The 16,022-nt window shown below is 69.6% G+C and carries 10 protein-coding genes; 2 read left to right on the top strand and 8 right to left on the bottom strand.

Going from position 1 to position 16,022, the window contains the following annotated elements; all coding sequences use genetic code 11:
* Window positions 1–75 precede the first annotated feature (75 nt).
* Together OG607_RS22040 and OG607_RS22035 are read right to left on the bottom strand one after the other, a co-directional pair.
* A complete protein-coding gene (locus OG607_RS22040) occupies window positions 76–1,368 on the bottom strand; it encodes a M18 family aminopeptidase (protein ID WP_405726023.1) in 1,293 nt (430 codons plus the stop codon).
* Between the two features lie 116 nt (window positions 1,369–1,484).
* Entirely contained in the window at window positions 1,485–3,320 is a 1,836-nt protein-coding gene (locus OG607_RS22035) for an acyl-CoA dehydrogenase (protein WP_405726020.1), read from the bottom strand.
* A 208-nt stretch (window positions 3,321–3,528) separates the two neighbouring features.
* On the opposite strand from OG607_RS22035, the gene OG607_RS22030 reads away from it, so the two are divergent.
* Entirely contained in the window at window positions 3,529–4,863 is a 1,335-nt protein-coding gene (locus OG607_RS22030; protein WP_405726017.1) for a glycosyltransferase 87 family protein, read from the top strand.
* Between the two features lie 9 nt (window positions 4,864–4,872).
* Here the strand turns inward: OG607_RS22030 and OG607_RS22025 are convergent, their stop codons facing one another.
* From OG607_RS22025 to OG607_RS22010, 4 genes are all read right to left on the bottom strand, one after another.
* Entirely contained in the window at window positions 4,873–5,412 is a 540-nt protein-coding gene (locus OG607_RS22025) for a Uma2 family endonuclease (RefSeq protein ID WP_405726014.1), read from the bottom strand.
* Between the two features lie 55 nt (window positions 5,413–5,467).
* A complete protein-coding gene (locus OG607_RS22020; RefSeq protein ID WP_405726011.1) occupies window positions 5,468–6,418 on the bottom strand; it encodes a pirin family protein in 951 nt (316 codons plus the stop codon).
* A gap of 115 nt (window positions 6,419–6,533) precedes the next feature.
* Entirely contained in the window at window positions 6,534–6,965 is a 432-nt protein-coding gene (locus tag OG607_RS22015; protein WP_405726008.1) for an SseB family protein, read from the bottom strand.
* Window positions 6,966–7,043: 78 nt separating this feature from the next.
* Window positions 7,044–9,110 carry a SpoIIE family protein phosphatase gene (locus OG607_RS22010; protein ID WP_405726005.1) on the bottom strand — a complete coding sequence of 689 codons (2,067 nt, stop codon included), beginning with the start codon at window positions 9,108–9,110 and terminating at the stop codon, window positions 7,044–7,046.
* Window positions 9,111–9,227: 117 nt separating this feature from the next.
* Here OG607_RS22010 and aspS point away from each other — a divergent pair, with 117 nt between their 5' ends.
* Window positions 9,228–11,000: an aspartate--tRNA ligase gene (gene aspS / locus OG607_RS22005; protein WP_405726002.1), complete on the top strand. Its 1,773-nt coding sequence runs from the start codon at window positions 9,228–9,230 to the stop codon at window positions 10,998–11,000.
* A gap of 58 nt (window positions 11,001–11,058) precedes the next feature.
* Here the strand turns inward: aspS and OG607_RS22000 are convergent, their stop codons facing one another.
* Window positions 11,059–14,181: an FG-GAP-like repeat-containing protein gene (locus tag OG607_RS22000; protein ID WP_405725999.1), complete on the bottom strand. Its 3,123-nt coding sequence runs from the start codon at window positions 14,179–14,181 to the stop codon at window positions 11,059–11,061.
* An 83-nt stretch (window positions 14,182–14,264) separates the two neighbouring features.
* Complete coding sequence (gene metG, locus OG607_RS21995) at window positions 14,265–15,983, bottom strand: methionine--tRNA ligase (RefSeq protein WP_405725996.1); 1,719 nt, start codon at window positions 15,981–15,983, stop codon at window positions 14,265–14,267.
* Window positions 15,984–16,022 lie beyond the last annotated feature (39 nt).

Genomic DNA, 16,022 nt, shown 5'->3' with positions numbered 1-16,022 from the left:
CCGGGCTCGTTCGTGCGTTCACGCGTTCGTGCGCGTATGGCTTCGCCTACCCGGGGACGGCCATCTCATGACTCGTCAGCCTTCCAGGAACGCCTTGAGCGCGCTGGCCAGCAGATACGGGTCGGCGACGCCGCACAGTTCGCGGGCGGAGTGCATCGACAGGATCGGTACGCCGACGTCCACGGTCGTGATGCCGTGCCGGGCGGCGGTGATGGGGCCGATGGTGGTGCCGCAGGGCATCGCGTTGTTGGAGACGAAGGTCTGCCAGGGGACGCCGGCGCGGTCGCAGGCGGCGGCGAAGATGCCGCGGCCGGTGCCGTCGGTGGCGTAGCGCTGGTTGACGTTGACCTTGAGGATGGGGCCGGCGTTGGGGAGGGGGCGGTGGGTGGGGTCGTGCTTCTCGGCGTAGTTGGGGTGGACGGCGTGGCCGGTGTCGGCGGAGACGCAGACGGTGCCGGCGAAGGCGCGGGCGCGGTGGTCGTAGGAGCCGCCGCGGGCGAAGACGGAGCGCTCCAGGACGTTGCCGAGGAGGGGGCCGCCGGCGCCGGTGTCGGACTCGCTGCCGTTCTCCTCGTGGTCGAAGGCGGCGAGGACGGGGATGTACGGCAGATCGGGCTGAGCGGCGGCCGCGGCGAGGGCGGCGGTGCCGGCGTGGACGGAGAGCAGGTTGTCCAGGCGGCCGGCGGCCAGGAACTCGCCGTCGAGGCCCAGATAGGCGGGGGGCTGGACGTCGTGCGTCATGAGGTCCCAGCCGACGACATCCGCGGGGTCGACGCCGGCCTCCTCGGCGACGATCCGCACCAGGGCTCCCTCGTCGAGCTCGCCGAGGCCCCAGACGGGCTGCATGTGGCGCTGCTTGTCGAGCTTGAGCCCGCCTTCGTTGACCCCCCGGTCCAGGTGGACGGCGAGCTGCGGGACGCGCAGCAGCGGGCGGTCGAGGTTGACCAGCGCCGTGCTGCCGTCGCGCAGCACGATCCGGCCGGACAGGCCCAGGTCGCGGTCGAGCCAGGTGTTGAGCAGCGCCCCGCCGTAGATCTCGACCGCGATCTGCCGCCACCCGTACGAGGACGTGTCGGGCACCGGCTTGACCCGCAGATTGGTGGAGTCGGTGTGCGCCCCCACGATCCTGAACGGGGTCTCCGGCCGGGCGCCGCCGGGCACGTACCACCCGATGATCGCGCCGCCCCGCAGGACATACCGCCCGCCCGCCTCACCGTCCCAGGCGTCCGTCTCGCTGACCTGCCGGAATCCGGCCTTCTCCAGACGCTCGGCGGCACTGGCGACCGCGTGGTACTGCGACGGACTGGCCGAGAGGAAGGCCGCGAGGTCGTCGGTGTGGGTGCGGTCGAAGTGAGGGTGCGCGCTCATGCGTCAAGGATAGGTAAGCGCGTTGACACCGCTTCACGGCGGCGCGGAAAGTGCCCGATGGCCGGAAGGGCCCCCGCCGGAGCGGGGGCCCTTCCGTTTGCTGCGGTGCGGCGTCCTCAGAACGCCTCCTCCGGGAGCTCCATGACGTCCAGCGTCACGCTCTCGGCGATCGAGCGCGCGACGGAGACCTGGGGCAGTACGGTCTCGGCGAAGAACTTCGCGGCGGTGATCTTGCCGGTGTAGAAGGGGACGTCCTTCGCGGCGGCGTCCGGGAGCGCGGCCGCGGCGACGGCGGCGCCCTTGAGCAGCAGGTAGCCGACCACGACGTCGCCGGAGGCGAGCAGCAGGCGGGTGCCGTTGAGGCCGACCTTGTAGATGGACTTGACGTCCTTCTCGGTGGCGGCGAGGTCGTTCAGCATGGTGCCGACGATCGCCTCCAGGTCGACGGCGGACTTGGCGAGCTGCTCGCGGGCGGCGGCCAGTTCCTCGCCGCCGACGGCGTCGGCGAGGAACTTCTTGATCTCGTCGGACAGGGCGGTCAGGGCGGCGCCCTGGTTGCGGACGATCTTCCGGAAGAAGTAGTCCTGGCCCTGGATGGCCGTGGTGCCCTCGTAGAGGGTGTCGATCTTGGCGTCCCGGATGTACTGCTCGATCGGGTACTCCTGCAGGTAGCCGGAGCCGCCGAAGGTCTGCAGGGACTGGGCCAGCTGCTCGTAGGACTTCTCCGAGCCGTAGCCCTTCACGATCGGCAGGAGCAGGTCGTTGAAGGCGACCAGCTTCTTGATCTCCGCCGGGTCCTCACCGCTCGTCTCGGCGACCTGGATCGCGTCCTGGATGGAGGCGGTGTAGAGGACGAGGGCGCGCATGCCCTCCGCGTACGCCTTCTGGGTGAGCAGCGAGCGGCGCACGTCCGGGTGGTGGGTGATGGTGACCTTGGGGGCGGCCTTGTCCATGAACTGCGACAGGTCGGTGCCCTGCACGCGCTCCTTGGCGTACTCCAGCGCGTTGAGGTAACCGGTGGAGAGGGTGGCGATCGCCTTCGTGCCGACCATCATGCGGGCGAACTCGATGATCAGGAACATCTGGCGGATGCCGTCGTGCTTGTCGCCGATCAGCCAGCCCTTGGCGGGGTGCTGGTCGCCGAAGGTCATCTCGCAGGTGTTGGAGGCCTTCAGGCCCATCTTGTGCTCGACGTTGGTGGCGTAGACGCCGTTGCGCTCGCCCAGCTCACCGGTCTCGAAGTCGAACTCGTACTTCGGCACCATGAAGAGGCTGAGCCCCTTGGTGCCGGGGCCGGCGCCCTCGGGGCGGGCCAGCACGTAGTGGATGATGTTGTCGGACATGTCGTGCTCGCCCGAGGTGATGAAGCGCTTGACGCCCTCGATGTGCCAGGAGCCGTCCTCCTGCTCCACGGCCTTTGTGCGGCCCGCGCCCACGTCCGAGCCGGCGTCCGGCTCGGTGAGGACCATCGTGGAGCCCCACTGCTTCTCGACCGCGATCGCGGCGATCTTCTTCTGGACCTCGTTGCCCTCGGTGAAGAGGATGCGCGCGAAGGCCGGGCCCGAGGAGTACATCCATATGGCCGGGTTCGAGCCGAGGATCAGCTCCGCGTACGCCCAGATGAGGGACGCGGGCGCGGTGGTGCCGCCGATCTCCTCGGGCAGGCCGAGCCGCCAGTACTCGGCCTCCATGAAGGCCTGGTAGCTCTTCTTGAAGGTGTCCGGGATCGGCGCGGTGTTCGTCTCCGGGTCGAAGACGGGCGGGTTGCGGTCGATGTCGGCGAAGGATTCGGCGAGCTCGTTCTCCGCGAGGCGGTTGATCTCGCCGAGGATGTCCTTGGCGGTCTCCACGTCCATCTCGGCGAAGGGGCCGGTGCCGTAGAGCTTGTCGCGTCCGAGCACCTCGAAGAGGTTGAACTCGATGTCGCGGAGGTTTGACTTGTAGTGGCCCATGGCGACGGCTCCGTCGGGGTCGAGGGGAGGGCGTGAACGTGTGGGTACGCAGTCCTCGCAGCTTTATCACTTACCAGTCGGTAATGATGCTACCCGTCGGTAATAAGGCGCAACCCCAAACCTGTCAGATGTGACGGACGTCCTGTGCCCGCGCGCGGTTGCGCTGGAAGGCAACCTGCACGGCGAATCGCCCCTCTTCCCTTCCGGCATGGCGCTCTTGTGGAAGGCGGAGGCGACGGTGGCGAAAGCGCCGGTGGATATCAGACCGATCCGTACGCGGACGGCTTCGGTGGCGGTTGCTCCGAAAGCACGCCCGGTACTGCTGCGGCCCCGCACCTGGACGGAGCAGTGGCTCGGCCTCGTCGCCTACTGGGTCTCCAGCCGGGTGGTCATGCTCGCCCTCCTGCGCAAGGGGCGCGGTGACATCGCCCGCGAGGTGCACTCGCTGTATCGCCACTGGGGCCACCTGCTGGCCCACGGCAGCTATCCCGTCGGCGACGTCACCTGGCAGTATCCGCCCGGCGCCGGCCTCGTCATGGTCGCCCCGAAGCTGCTGCCCTTCCTGAGCTATCTGCAGGCGTTCGTCGTCCTCGTCCTCATCGCCGATGCCCTGACCACGGCCGCCCTGCTGCGGGCCGGCAGCGGCGGTCCCGCGCGCAGCCTGGCGGGCGCCTGGTTCTGGGTGCTCGGGCTGCCGCTGATGATGCAGCTGGCGTACGCCCGCTTCGATGTCCTGGTCACCGCGGTCGCGGTCCTCGGCCTGCTGGCCCTGCCACGCCATCCCCGGGTCGGCGGGGCGCTCGTCGGGCTTGCCGCGATCATCAAGGTCTGGCCCGTCCTCACCGTCCTCGGCACCCCCCGGGGCCGCACCTCCCGCGAGGCGTGGCTCGCGGTGCTCGCCTCGGCCGCCGCCCTCTCCCTGCTGCTCGCGACGGTGTTCCGCGGCGCCTTCGGCTTCCTGTCCGAGCAGAGCCGCCGCGGCATCGAGGTCGAGTCCTTCGGCGGGACCGCCCTGCAGCTCGCCAAGCTCCTCGGCTGGTCCGGGCACGCCACCACCCGCTACGGCTCCGTCGAGTACGTCGGGCCGTACGTCGGCACCGTCTCCGCCCTGGCCGTGCTCCTGACGGCGCTCTCCTTCGCCTGGCTGCTGCTCTGGCGCCTCAAAGCCCGCCGCTGGACCGGGGCCACCCCCTACGACGCGGCGCTCACCGCCGTCCTGCTCTTCACCGTCACCAGCCGGGTCATCAGCCCCCAGTACATGATCTGGCTGATCGGCCTCTCCGCCGTCTGCCTCACCGTCCGGGGGACCACCCAGCGCCCGGTCGCGGGCCTGCTCCTGCTGGCCACCGGTGTCACCACCGTCGACTATCCGGTGTTCTTCAGCTCCGTCACCCACAGCACCTGGCACGGATTCGCCGTCATGGCCCTGCGCAACGGCCTGCTCCTGGCCGCCGCGCTGCTGTCCTGCGTCCGGCTGTGGCGCGCGAGCGCGGTTGCCCTCCGGGCGGCCGATTCCACGCCGGTGGTGGAGCGGGCGGCCTGACGCGGGTGGTCAGGCCTCGCGCGAGGGAAAGGTGCCGGTGTCGACCTTGACGCGCTCACCGGTGGCCAGCGTGAAGACGAGGCTCTCCCCGTACGGGATTTCCTTCGTCTGCCCGTACCCGGCCGCGTGCGGTTCGGACTTCAGCGTGACGATCCTCGTGAAGGGGTCGGCGATGATGTAGAGGTCGATGCCGAAGCGCCCGTACTTCTGGACGTTCCGGACGTAGTCCTTCTGGTCGTCGGGCTCGGAGGTGACCTCGACGACGGCGAGGACGTCCACGCATGCGTAGCTGTTCTTACGGCGCTCGGCGTCGGACCTGACGATGGTCAGGTCCGGTGCCGCATCGTTCTCGCCGGGGAAGGTGATGAGCACGTCCGCGAAGATCCGCTCACGTGCGATGCCCGCTGCCTTCGCGGCGTCCCTGACATCGGAGACGGTCCAGTCCTGCTCCGGGCTCTGAGGCGTCATGATCACCATTCCGTCGAAGACCTCGACCTTGTAGCCCTCCGGAATGCCGCCTCGCTCGATCAGGTCGCTCATGACAGTCATCTCGGCCACACCTCCTGCACGGATTATGTCAGGACACGTGCCGCCCCGGAGCGGGTCACGCCCCCGCGGGGATCGTGCCGAGCTTGCCGGCCTGGAAGTCGTCGAAGGCCTGGGCGAGTTCGGCGTGGGTGTTCATGACGAAGGGGCCGTACTGCATCATCGGCTCGCGGATGGGGAGCCCGCCGAGGAGGACGACCTCGAAGTTGGGGCTGCGGGATTCCTGGGTCTCGTCGGCGCGGATGGTGAGGGAGTCGCCGCGGCCGAAGATGACCGCCTGGCCCATGCGGAAGGGGCGGTTGTCGGGGCCGGCGAAGCCGCGGCCGGCGAGGCCGTAGGCGAGGGCGTTGAAGTCGGCGCGCCAGGGGATGGTCAGCTCGGCGCCGGGGTTGACGGAGGCGTGGATCATGGTGATGGGGGTGTGGGTGGCGCCGGGGCCGGTGTGGCCGTCGACCTCGCCGGCGATGATGCGGATGAGGGCGGCGCCGTCGGCGGAGGCGAGCAGCTTGATGTTGCCGCTGCCGATGTCCTGGTACTTCGGCGGGATCATCTTGTCGCGCTTGGGGAGGTTCACCCAGAGCTGGAGGCCGTGGAAGAGGCCGCCGGACATGACGAGGGACTCGGGCGGGGTCTCGATGTGGAGGAGGCCCGACCCGGCGGTCATCCACTGGGTGTCGCCGTTGGTGATGGTGCCGCCGCCGCCGTGCGAGTCCTGGTGGATGAAGGTGCCGTCCATGATGTACGTGACGGTCTCGAAGCCGCGGTGGGGGTGCCAGGCGGTGCCCTTGGGCTCTCCGGGGGCGTACTCCACCTCGCCCATCTGGTCCATCATGATGAACGGGTCGAGGTTCTTGTAGTCGATGCCCGCGAAGGCGCGGCGGACGGGGAAGCCCTCGCCCTCGAAGCCGCTGGGGGCGGTGGTCACCTGGAGCGCGCGGCGCGCAGTCGCATCCGCGGGGGCCGATACGCGGGGGAGGGTGAGCGGGTTCTCTACGGTCACGGCGGGCATCGGGAGCCTCCTGGGTCCGGGTTGTTCAAGCTTCAACTAGTTGAATGCTGAACTTCCGGCGATTATTCCGGGCTGTTGTTCCGGGCTGTTCTAGCCGTCTGCGAAGCAATGGCGTCTAGCCGTACATGCGGCGCATCGTGAAGTCGACCATCTGTTCGACGGCCTTCGCGTCGAAGACCATCCGGTGCTGGCCCTCCATGTCGAGGACGAAGCCGTAGCCGGTCGGGAGGAGGTCCAGGACCTCGGCGCCGGTGATCACGAAGTACTTGGAGTCCTTGCCGGCGTAGCGGCGCAGCTCCTTGAGCGAGGTGAACATCGGGATCACCGGCTGCTGCGTGTCGTGCAGCGCCAGGAAGCCGGGGTTGTCACCGCGCGGGCAGTAGACCTTGGACGAGGCGAAGATCGCCTGAAAGTCCTCGGCGGACATCGAGCCGGTGGTGAACGCGCGCACGGCGTCCGCGAGGGAGGGCGGGGAGGGCTCGGGGTAGCCGGCCCCGGCCATGGGTGCGGCGCCCTGCGGGTTCACGTTCTGGTCGTAGCCGTACACCCGGTCAGCGTACCGCCCGGCTCAGGGCCTGTCCGGCGGATATCCGTGGCGTCGCCACGGCTATCCGCCGGACAGGCCCTACCTCTCGTAGAGCTCGAACCAGATGGCCTTGCCGTCGCCGTGGGGGTCCACGCCCCAGGCGTCGGCGAGGCTCTCGATGAGGATGAGGATGAGGCCGCGGCCGCCGGAGGCCATCTCACCGGGGGTGCGGCGGTGGGGCATGTCGTCGTTGCGGTCGTGCACGTCGATGCGCAGGCGGCGGCCGCCGGGCATGCCCAGGATGCGGGCGGTGAGGACGGCGTCCTCGTCGGTGTGGACCAGGACGTTGGTGACCAGCTCGGAGACCAGCAGCATCGCCGCGTCCACCTGGTCCTCGACCTGCCAGTCGTGGAGCAGGGCGCGGATCTCGTGCCGGGCCGTGCGGATCTGGCGGGGGTCGGTCTGGGAGACGGTGAGTACGGTGCGGCGTACCGGGAGGTCGCAGGTGGGGCCGCCGGGCTCGCGGCGCAGCAGCAGCAGGGCGATGTCGTCCTCGCGGCGGTCCGAGAGCGGGCCGGTGGTGCGGTGCGAGAGGGGACCGTGGACGGCCTCGACGAGGGTGTCGGCGAGGATGTCGAGGCTGCCGTCGATGAGGCCGGTGCTCAGGACGGCGTTGATGCGCTTGAGGCCGGTCTCCAGGTCGTGGCCGCCGGTCTCGATGAGCCCGTCCGTGCACAGCAGCAGGATCTCGCCGGGGGACAGCACCAGCCGGGTGGTCGGGTAGTCCGTGTCGGGGAGGATGCCCAGCGGCAGCCCGCCGGCGGTGTGGCGGGGCAGCGTGGTGCCGTCGGTGAGCCGGATGACGGGGTCGGGGTGGCCGGCCCGGACGACGTCCAGGGTGCCGGTGGCCGGGTCGATCTCGGCGTACAGGCAGGTGGCGAAGCGCTCCTGGTCGAGCCCGGCGAGGAAGCGGGAGGTGCGGGACATCACTGCGTCCGGGCCGTGGCCCTCGGCGGCGTACGCGCGCAGGGCGATCCGGAGCTGGCCCATGATGCCGGCCGCGCGTATGTCGTGGCCCTGGACGTCGCCGATGACCACGGCGGTGCGGCCGGAGGGCAGGTCGATCACGTCGTACCAGTCGCCGCCGACCTGCAGGCCGCCGCCGGTGGGGATGTAGCGGGCGGCGAGCGACATGCCGTCGACGCGGGGCGCGGCGCCGGGCAGCATGGTGCGCTGCAGGCCGTCGGAGAGCTCGCGCTCGGACTCGTGCAGATGCGTACGCGACAGGGCCTGGGCCAGCATGCGCGCGACGGTTGTCAGCACCGAGCGCTCGTCGGGGGTGAAGGTGACCGGGTACTTGAAGGCGGCCAGCCAGGCGCCGATCGTGCGGCCGGTGACGACCAGGGGGAGGAAGGCCCAGGACTCCCGGCCGAATCCCTCGGCCAGCGGCCAGGTCGCCGGATAGCGGTCCTTGTACTCCTGCGGGGTGCGCAGGTACACGGCGTGCCCGCTGCGCACCACCTCGGCGGCCGGGTAGTCCGTGATCAGCGGCATCTCCAGGAACGGCAGCTCGTCGCCCGGCCGCTGCCCGTGATGCCCTATGACCGACAGCCGGTCGCCCTCCACCCCGAAGACCGCGAACCCGTCCGGCTGGAACCCCGGCATGGCCAGCTGGGCCGCCACGCGCAGCACATCCTCCGTGCTCCCCGCCTCCGCCAGGGCCCGCCCCGCGTCCAGCAGGAACGCCTCGCGGGAGCGCCGCCAGTCCTTGCGGCCGCCCTCCGTGACGGCCGCGGGCGCCAGCTGCTCGGGGCTGGTCCGCACCTCGTGCACGGTGCCGACCATCTCCGACGGCCAGCCTTCCGGCCCAGGCACGGCCCAGGTCCGCATCATCACGGTGCGCAGGACGGTGTTGTCCTTGTCCACGACGCGCAGCATCGTTTCCGCCACCGTGCGTTCGACGATGGCCAGTGCCACGGCGGCCAGCATCTCCACATAGTCCGAGGCGTGGTAGCAGGCCCGGACAGATCCGACACGGACGGTCACGGCGCCATCGCCGCTGATACCCAGGAGCCGGGCGGTGACGGCGTCGAGGTACACGTCGTCGTCGTTCTTCCACCGCCAGACCCCGGTGTCCACGGCGGCGAGCACGTCCTCGGTGCGCATTGCTCCACTTTATGGCGATTTGTTCTGATCATACGAATGGGGCTCGCTGGGCCCTCACCGGTAGGCTATTAGCGCCCTGCTGCGAAATCCACGAATCCGACGACTTGGACGAACGAGATGCATCGGTACCGATCCCACACTTGCGGCGAGCTGCGCGCCACTGACGTAGACGCCACTGTGCGCCTCAGCGGATGGCTGCACAATCGTCGCGATCTGGGCGGCATCCTCTTCGTCGACCTGAGGGACCACTACGGTCTCGTCCAGCTGGTCGTCCGGCCGGGCTCGCCCGCGTACGAGGAGCTGAGCGGCCAGTCCAAGGAGTCCGTGATCCGCGTCGACGGACGCGTGCTCGCGCGCAGCGCGGAAAACGTCAACCCCGAGCTGCCGACCGGCGAGGTCGAGGTCGAGGTCTCCTCCTTCGAGGTGCTCGGCGCGGCCGACCCGCTGCCCTTCCCGGTCTTCCCGGAGGACAACGCCAACGAGGAGGCGCGGCTCACCAACCGTTTCCTCGACCTGCGCAGGCAGCGTATGCACCGCAACATCATGCTGCGCACGCAGGTCATCTCCTTCCTGCGCAGGGAGATGACGGCGCTGGGCTTCAACGAGCTCGCGACCCCGATCCTGTCGGCCACCTCGCCCGAGGGCGCACGCGACTTCCTGGTGCCCTCGCGCGTGCACCCCGGCAAGTTCTACGCGCTGCCGCAGGCGCCGCAGCAGTTCAAGCAGCTGCTGATGATCGCCGGCTTCGACCGCTACTTCCAGATCGCGCCCTGCTTCCGCGACGAGGACTCGCGCGCCGACCGCTCCCCCGGCGAGTTCTACCAGCTCGACGTCGAGATGAGCTTCGTCGAGCAGGAGGACGTCTTCGGCGTCATCGAGAAGGTCATGACCGACCTCTTCGAGGAGTTCGGCAACGGCCGGCACGTCACCTCGCCCTTCCCGCGCATCCCGTTCCGCGAGTCGCTGGTCAAGTACGGCAACGACAAGCCCGACCTGCGCGCGAAGCTCGAGCTCGTGGACGTGTCGTCGGTCTTCGCCGGCTCCGGCTTCAAGGCCTTCGCCGACAAGCACGTCCGCGCGCTGCCGGTGCCGGACACGGCGGGCCAGAGCCGGAAGTTCTTCGACCAGATGGGTGACTACGCGGTCGAACAGGGTGCCAAGGGTCTGGCCTGGGTCCGGGTCGGCGACGACCTGAGCCTGACCGGCCCGATCGCCAAGTTCCTCACCGAGGACGACGTCAAGGCGCTGCTCGCGGCGACCGACGCCAAGCCGGGGCACGCGATCTTCTTCGGCGCCGGTGAGTTCGACGAGGTCTCGAAGATCATGAGCCCGGTGCGCGTCGAGGCCGCCAAGCGGTCCGGGCACTTCGAGGAGGGCGTCTTCCGCTTCTGCTGGATCGTCGACTTCCCGATGTTCGAGAAGAACGAGGACACCGGGCAGATCGAGTTCTCCCACAACCCCTTCTCCATGCCGCAGGGCGGCCTGGAGGCGCTGGAGACCAAGGACCCGCTGGACATCCTGGCCTGGCAGTACGACATCGTCTGCAACGGCGTCGAGCTGTCCTCGGGCGCCATCCGGAACCACGAGCCCGACGTCATGTACAAGGCCTTCGCCATTGCCGGCTACGACCGCGACACCGTCGAGCACGAGTTCGGCGGCATGCTCCGCGCCTTCCACTTCGGCGCCCCGCCGCACGGTGGCATCGCCCCCGGCGTCGACCGCATGGTCATGCTGCTGGCCGACGAGCCGAACATCCGCGAGACCATCGCCTTCCCGCTCAACCAGCACGCCCAGGACCTGCTCATGGGCGCCCCGAGCGAGGTCGACGAGGCGCGGCTGAGGGAGCTGCACCTGTCGCTGCGCAAGCAGGCGGCGAAGCCGGCGAAGTAACGCCGCACGCGCGACAGCGCCCCCGGAAGCCTGAGGCCTCCGGGGGCGCTGTGGCGTTTCAGAACAGGCCCTTGTAGCTCCCCCAGCCCGTGCTGATCTTCGTACGGCCGCCGAAGGACCCGGCGCCGTTGCCGGCGTTGCGCCAGAGGGTGCCGGAGGTGTCGCGGGAGACGAGGTCGGCCTTGCCGTCGTCGGTGATGTCGTTGACACCGATGATCACGTTGTAGGAACTGCCCCAGTCGTTGAAGACCTTGGCCTTGGCGCCGAAGGTGCCCGCGCCGGTTCCGTAGTAGCGCCAGAGCTCATTGGACTTGTCCTGGGCGAGCAGGTCGCCGCGGCCGTCGCCGTTGAGGTCGCCGGCGCCGATGATCTTCTTGTAGCCCTTCCAGTTGGAGTAGAGCTTGACGCGGGCGGACAGCTTGCCGGCGCTGGTGGCCTTGTAGAGGTAGATGGCGCCGGTGGAGGAGTTGCGGGCGATCAGGTCGGCGCGGCCGTCGCCGGTCAGGTCGCCGGGGGAGGTGAGGATGTCGTACTGGTTCCAGCCCGTGCCGAGCGCGGTGTACGCGGTGCTGGGCTTGGGCGCGCTGCCGCAGCCGGGCTTGTAGAGGCGCAGGGCGCCGCTGGCGAGGCGGACGAGCAGGTCGTTGCAGCGGTCGCCGCTGAGGTCCCCGAAGGGGACGGCCTTGATGGTGCTGGGCCAGCCGGAGCCGGCCCGGGGCTCCGTGAACTTCGTTCCGAAGCGGTAGGTCAGCGCGCCGGAGGAGCTGAGGGTGATCAGATCGCCCCGCCCGTCGACGCCGTCGATGCTGCCGTAGTCCCGCCGGACGGCCGCGCCGCCCGACATGAACGCGGACCCGGATTTCACGGCCGCCGCACTGCTGCTGCCGAGGCCGGTGGCTTTGAGCTTCCAGGTGAACTCCCCGTTGGGGAGGTATGCGCCGGAGGCGGTCTTTCCGTTCCAGGCGGCCGACACATAGGCCGTGGCCGGTCCGCCGGTGACGGTGTGCGTGACGCCGCCCTGGAGCGAGGTGAAGGTCACGCTCCAGGAGGAGACCGGCCGGGACAGCAGCCAGTAGCCGTTCCAGGTCTTCTCGTCGGTGTCGGAGACCTTCGGCGATATGTAGTAGTCGCCCTGGGAGGTGTACGCCGTCGGGTTGGAGGCGGTCACACCCGTCGTGGTGATGTGGACCTGTTCCAGGGCACCGACCCAGGCGACCAGCCCGGTGTACTCGTCGACCGTCCAGCGGTAGCGCCGGTCGGCGGCCAGGCCGCTGTCGGGCACGGCGCTGACGAGCACGCTCGTGGCCGCTGTCGAGGCGTCGGTGAGGACCAGGGTGTCCGCGGTGTGGTCGTGGCGGACGGTGAAGCCGTCGCCGAGCAGTACGTCGCCGGGGGTCACGGGCACCGAGGTCTTGGCCGTGGTGTCGTACACCCCGGCTGTGCCGGCGGTTGTGCAGCTCCAGTACACCCAGTGCCCGACGGCCTGGAGTTCGTCCGGTACGCAGCCGGATCCGGTCGAGACCGTGCTCAGGGTCTTGGACTCGGTGAGGCTGTACGAGGTGAGCTGCCCGGCGGTGGCGGTGGCGCTCCACAGGGTGCCCCCGTTCAGGGCGGCGGCGCGGACGCTCCGCTTGAGGATCTGGCCCTGGCCGAACTCGCCGACGTACTGCATCGGGGAGGTGCCGCCGGAGTTGTAGACGGCCCACTTGTCGGAGACGTCCACGATCGCGCCGCCGCTGGTGCCGAAGTCCAGCGACTGGCCGCCGCCGGTGCTGTCGTCGTTGAAGGTCCCGAGCACAGCGCTGGAACTGAGGAACACGTCCCCCTCGACCGCGTTGCCCCAGATCCAGAGGCAGTCGATCTCGCTCGACGCGTACGGGCAGGCGCCCGACATGGTGTGGCCCGCGACCGGCTCGGACGCGGTGAGTCTGCCGTCCGTGACGGTCAGTGTCCGGTTGGTGGTGGTGGCGTTGCCACCGCTGCCGACGGCCTTCGCGATGCGCAGGTGGCCACGGCTCAGGGCCAGGCCCGAGGTGTCCTTCTCGTACGGGGGAACCTTGAGCACCTTGGTCAGCTGCAGGGTGCCGTCCGCGCCCTGGGTGATCCGCTGGACCCACCAGTCCGCTGCGCCCGTGCCGCCCGCGACGAGCGCGCCGCCGTCGGGGGTCGCGAGCGGGTTGCCGTAGGCACTCGACAGCAGCGTCCGGGTCGAGCCGTCGGTCAGGGAGACGGCTTTGACGCTCGTGTTCGCCGAGCCGTTGTCCGGCTCCAGCAGCAGCCAGTTCCCGACGAGCACCGGTCGGCCGCCGGTGGTGGCACCGGGCGCGACCGGGACCGTCTCCTCGGCGGCGAGGTCGGTGCGCGGCTTGAGGTGGAGGCCCGACGTCGATGTGTACCAGCCCACGCTGTCGTCGGTCAGCACGCCCGCCGCGGAGTTGTCGGCCCCGGCGAAGGCATCGGTGAAGGTGCCTGCGGCGAAGTCGAGGTAACCGATTCGGGTGACCTCGTCCAGGATGTACATGATCAGGGCGCCGGACTCGTCACCGCCGAGGAACCCGGCCACCCTGCCGGCCGTCGGAAAGCCGGTCACCGAGCGGGTCCGCTGTTCCCCGTCCAGGAAGTCGTTCAGCTCCAGCAGATCGCCGCTGGGCTCGGCCGAGCCAAGGGCGATGACGGTGCTGCCGAAGGTGCCTAGGTACTGGGTCGTCTGCTCGCTGACGGATGAGTAGAGACCGATGGTTCTCAGCCCGGCCGAGCCCGGGGTCCACAGGGCAACCCCGGAGCGGCCGTTCGGCAGCGCGACGGTGTCGCCGCCCTGTCCGTACCAGCCGGAGCGGCAGGTCTCGTAGATGTCGTAGCACGGCGATTCGGGCTCGTAGACCCCGTCCGGCCCTTCGACACTGACCGTGGTCCCGTCCGCGTAGCTGGTCCACAGCAGTCCGTCGATGTCTCCCTGCCGGTGCAGGAAGCCGGTTTCCCCGGCGGCGAGCAGCCGTTCTTCACGTTGGGGCTCGGTCTTCTGCGGAGTGTCGACCACGATCTGCGACCTCGTCGATTCGGCGGCCTGCGCCGTGCCGGCCGCCGAATCGACGAAGAGCGGTATGAGTCCGGCCACGACGGCCAGCGATGTGATGGAGACGGCGGCCGCAAGGCGGCCGCGTCTCAGGGCATGACGGCCCACGGTGAAGGTCCCTCCCCTTGATCCTCGGGAGGGTCCCCGCCCTCGCACAAGTGCGCGGACTTTACCAGATCTTGGTCATCGGATTACTGGTCGGGGTCGCCGCCGAAGCGCTCGCGGTAGGAGTCGAGGTCGTCCTCGGTGATCTTGGCGAAGAGGACCGGCGGGACGGTGAAGGGGGTCCCGGCCGGGACCGAGGCGAGGGCGCGGGCCTCGTCGGGGCCGACCCAGGCGGCGGTGTCGCCGGGCAGGGCGAAGGCGCCGCGCATCGCGGCGGCCGTGGCCGGGATGAAGGGCTCGGAGACGACCGCGTAGAGGTGGATGAGGTTCATCGCGGTGCGCAGGGTCAGGGCGGCGCCGTCGGGGTCGGTCTTGATCTCCAGCCAGGGGGCCTTCTCCTCCAGGTAGGAGTTGCCGGCGCTCCACAGGGCGCGCAGGGCCTGGGCGGCCTTGCGGAACTGGAGGGCCTCCATGTGGCCCTCGTACTCGGTGAGCAGTTCGGCGATCTGCTCGCCGAGCCTGGCCTCGGCGTCGCCGGGGGCGCTGCCGGCCGGGACGTCGTCGCCGAAGCGCTTGCGGGAGAAGGACAGGACGCGGTTGACGAAGTTGCCGAGGGTGTCGGCGAGGTCCTTGTTGACCGAGGAGGCGAAGAGCTCCCAGGTGAAGGAGGTGTCGTCGGACTCGGGGGCGTTGGCGATGAGGAAGTAGCGCCAGTAGTCGGCGGGGAGGATCTCCAGGGCGGCGTCGGTGAAGATGCCGCGGCGCTGCGAGGTGGAGAACTTGCCGCCGTAGTAGTTCAGCCAGTTGAAGGCCTTGACGTAGTCGACCTTCTTCCACTTGTCGCGGGTGCCCAGCAGGGTCGCCGGGAACATCACCGTGTGGAAGGGGACGTTGTCCTTGGCCATGAACTCCGTGTAGCGGACGTCGGTGTCGACGTCGTACCACCAGGACTTCCAGTCGCGGTTGGCCGGATGGAGGTCCGCCCACTCCTTTGTCGAGCCGATGTACTCGATGGGGGCGTCGAACCATACGTAGAAGACCTTGCCCTCGGCCGCCAGCTCGGGCCAGGTGTCGGCCGGGACGGGGACGCCCCAGTCGAGGTCGCGGGTGATGGCGCGGTCGTGCAGGCCTTCGCTGAGCCACTTGCGGGCGATCGACGACGCCAGCACCGGCCAGTCCTTGCCGTGCTCGTCGACCCAGGCCTCGACCTCGTCGGCCAGCTTGGACTGGAGGAGGAAGAGGTGCTTGGTCTCGCGGACCTCCAGGCGGCTGCTGCCGCTGATGGCCGAGCGCGGGTCGATCAGGTCGGTCGGGTCCAGGACGCGGGTGCAGTTCTCGCACTGGTCGCCGCGGGCCTTGTCGTAGCCGCAGTGCGGGCAGGTGCCGACGATGTAGCGGTCGGGGAGAAAGCGGTCGTCGTCCAGGGAGAAGACCTGGCGGATCGAGCGCTCCTCGATGAAGCCGTTGGCCTTCAGCTCGCGCGCGATGGTCTGGGTGATCTCGAAGTTCTGCGGGGAGGAGCTGCGGCCGAAGTGGTCGAAGGCCAGCGCGAAGCCGTCGTAGATCGCCTTCTGGGCGTCGTGCTGCTGGGCGCAGAACTCGGCGACCGGCAGCCCGGCCTCCTTGGCGGCGAGCTCGGCGGGGGTGCCGTGCTCGTCGGTGGCGCAGATGTAGAGGACCTCGTGGCCGCGCTGGCGCAGGTAACGGGAGTAGACGTCGGCCGGGAGCATGGACCCCACCATGTTGCCCAGGTGCTTGATCCCGTTGATGTACGGAAGGGCGCTGGTGATGAGGTGTCGAGCCATTGCCGGCTGCTCCCAAGTCGTTACTGTGGGTGAGGATTT

Source organism: Streptomyces sp. NBC_01537, from assembly GCF_045040445.1.
In the GTDB taxonomy this organism is placed as follows: domain Bacteria; phylum Actinomycetota; class Actinomycetes; order Streptomycetales; family Streptomycetaceae; genus Actinacidiphila.
The sequence above is the reverse complement of the archived record's forward strand: the minus strand, read 5'-3'. Positions and strand labels throughout refer to the sequence as shown.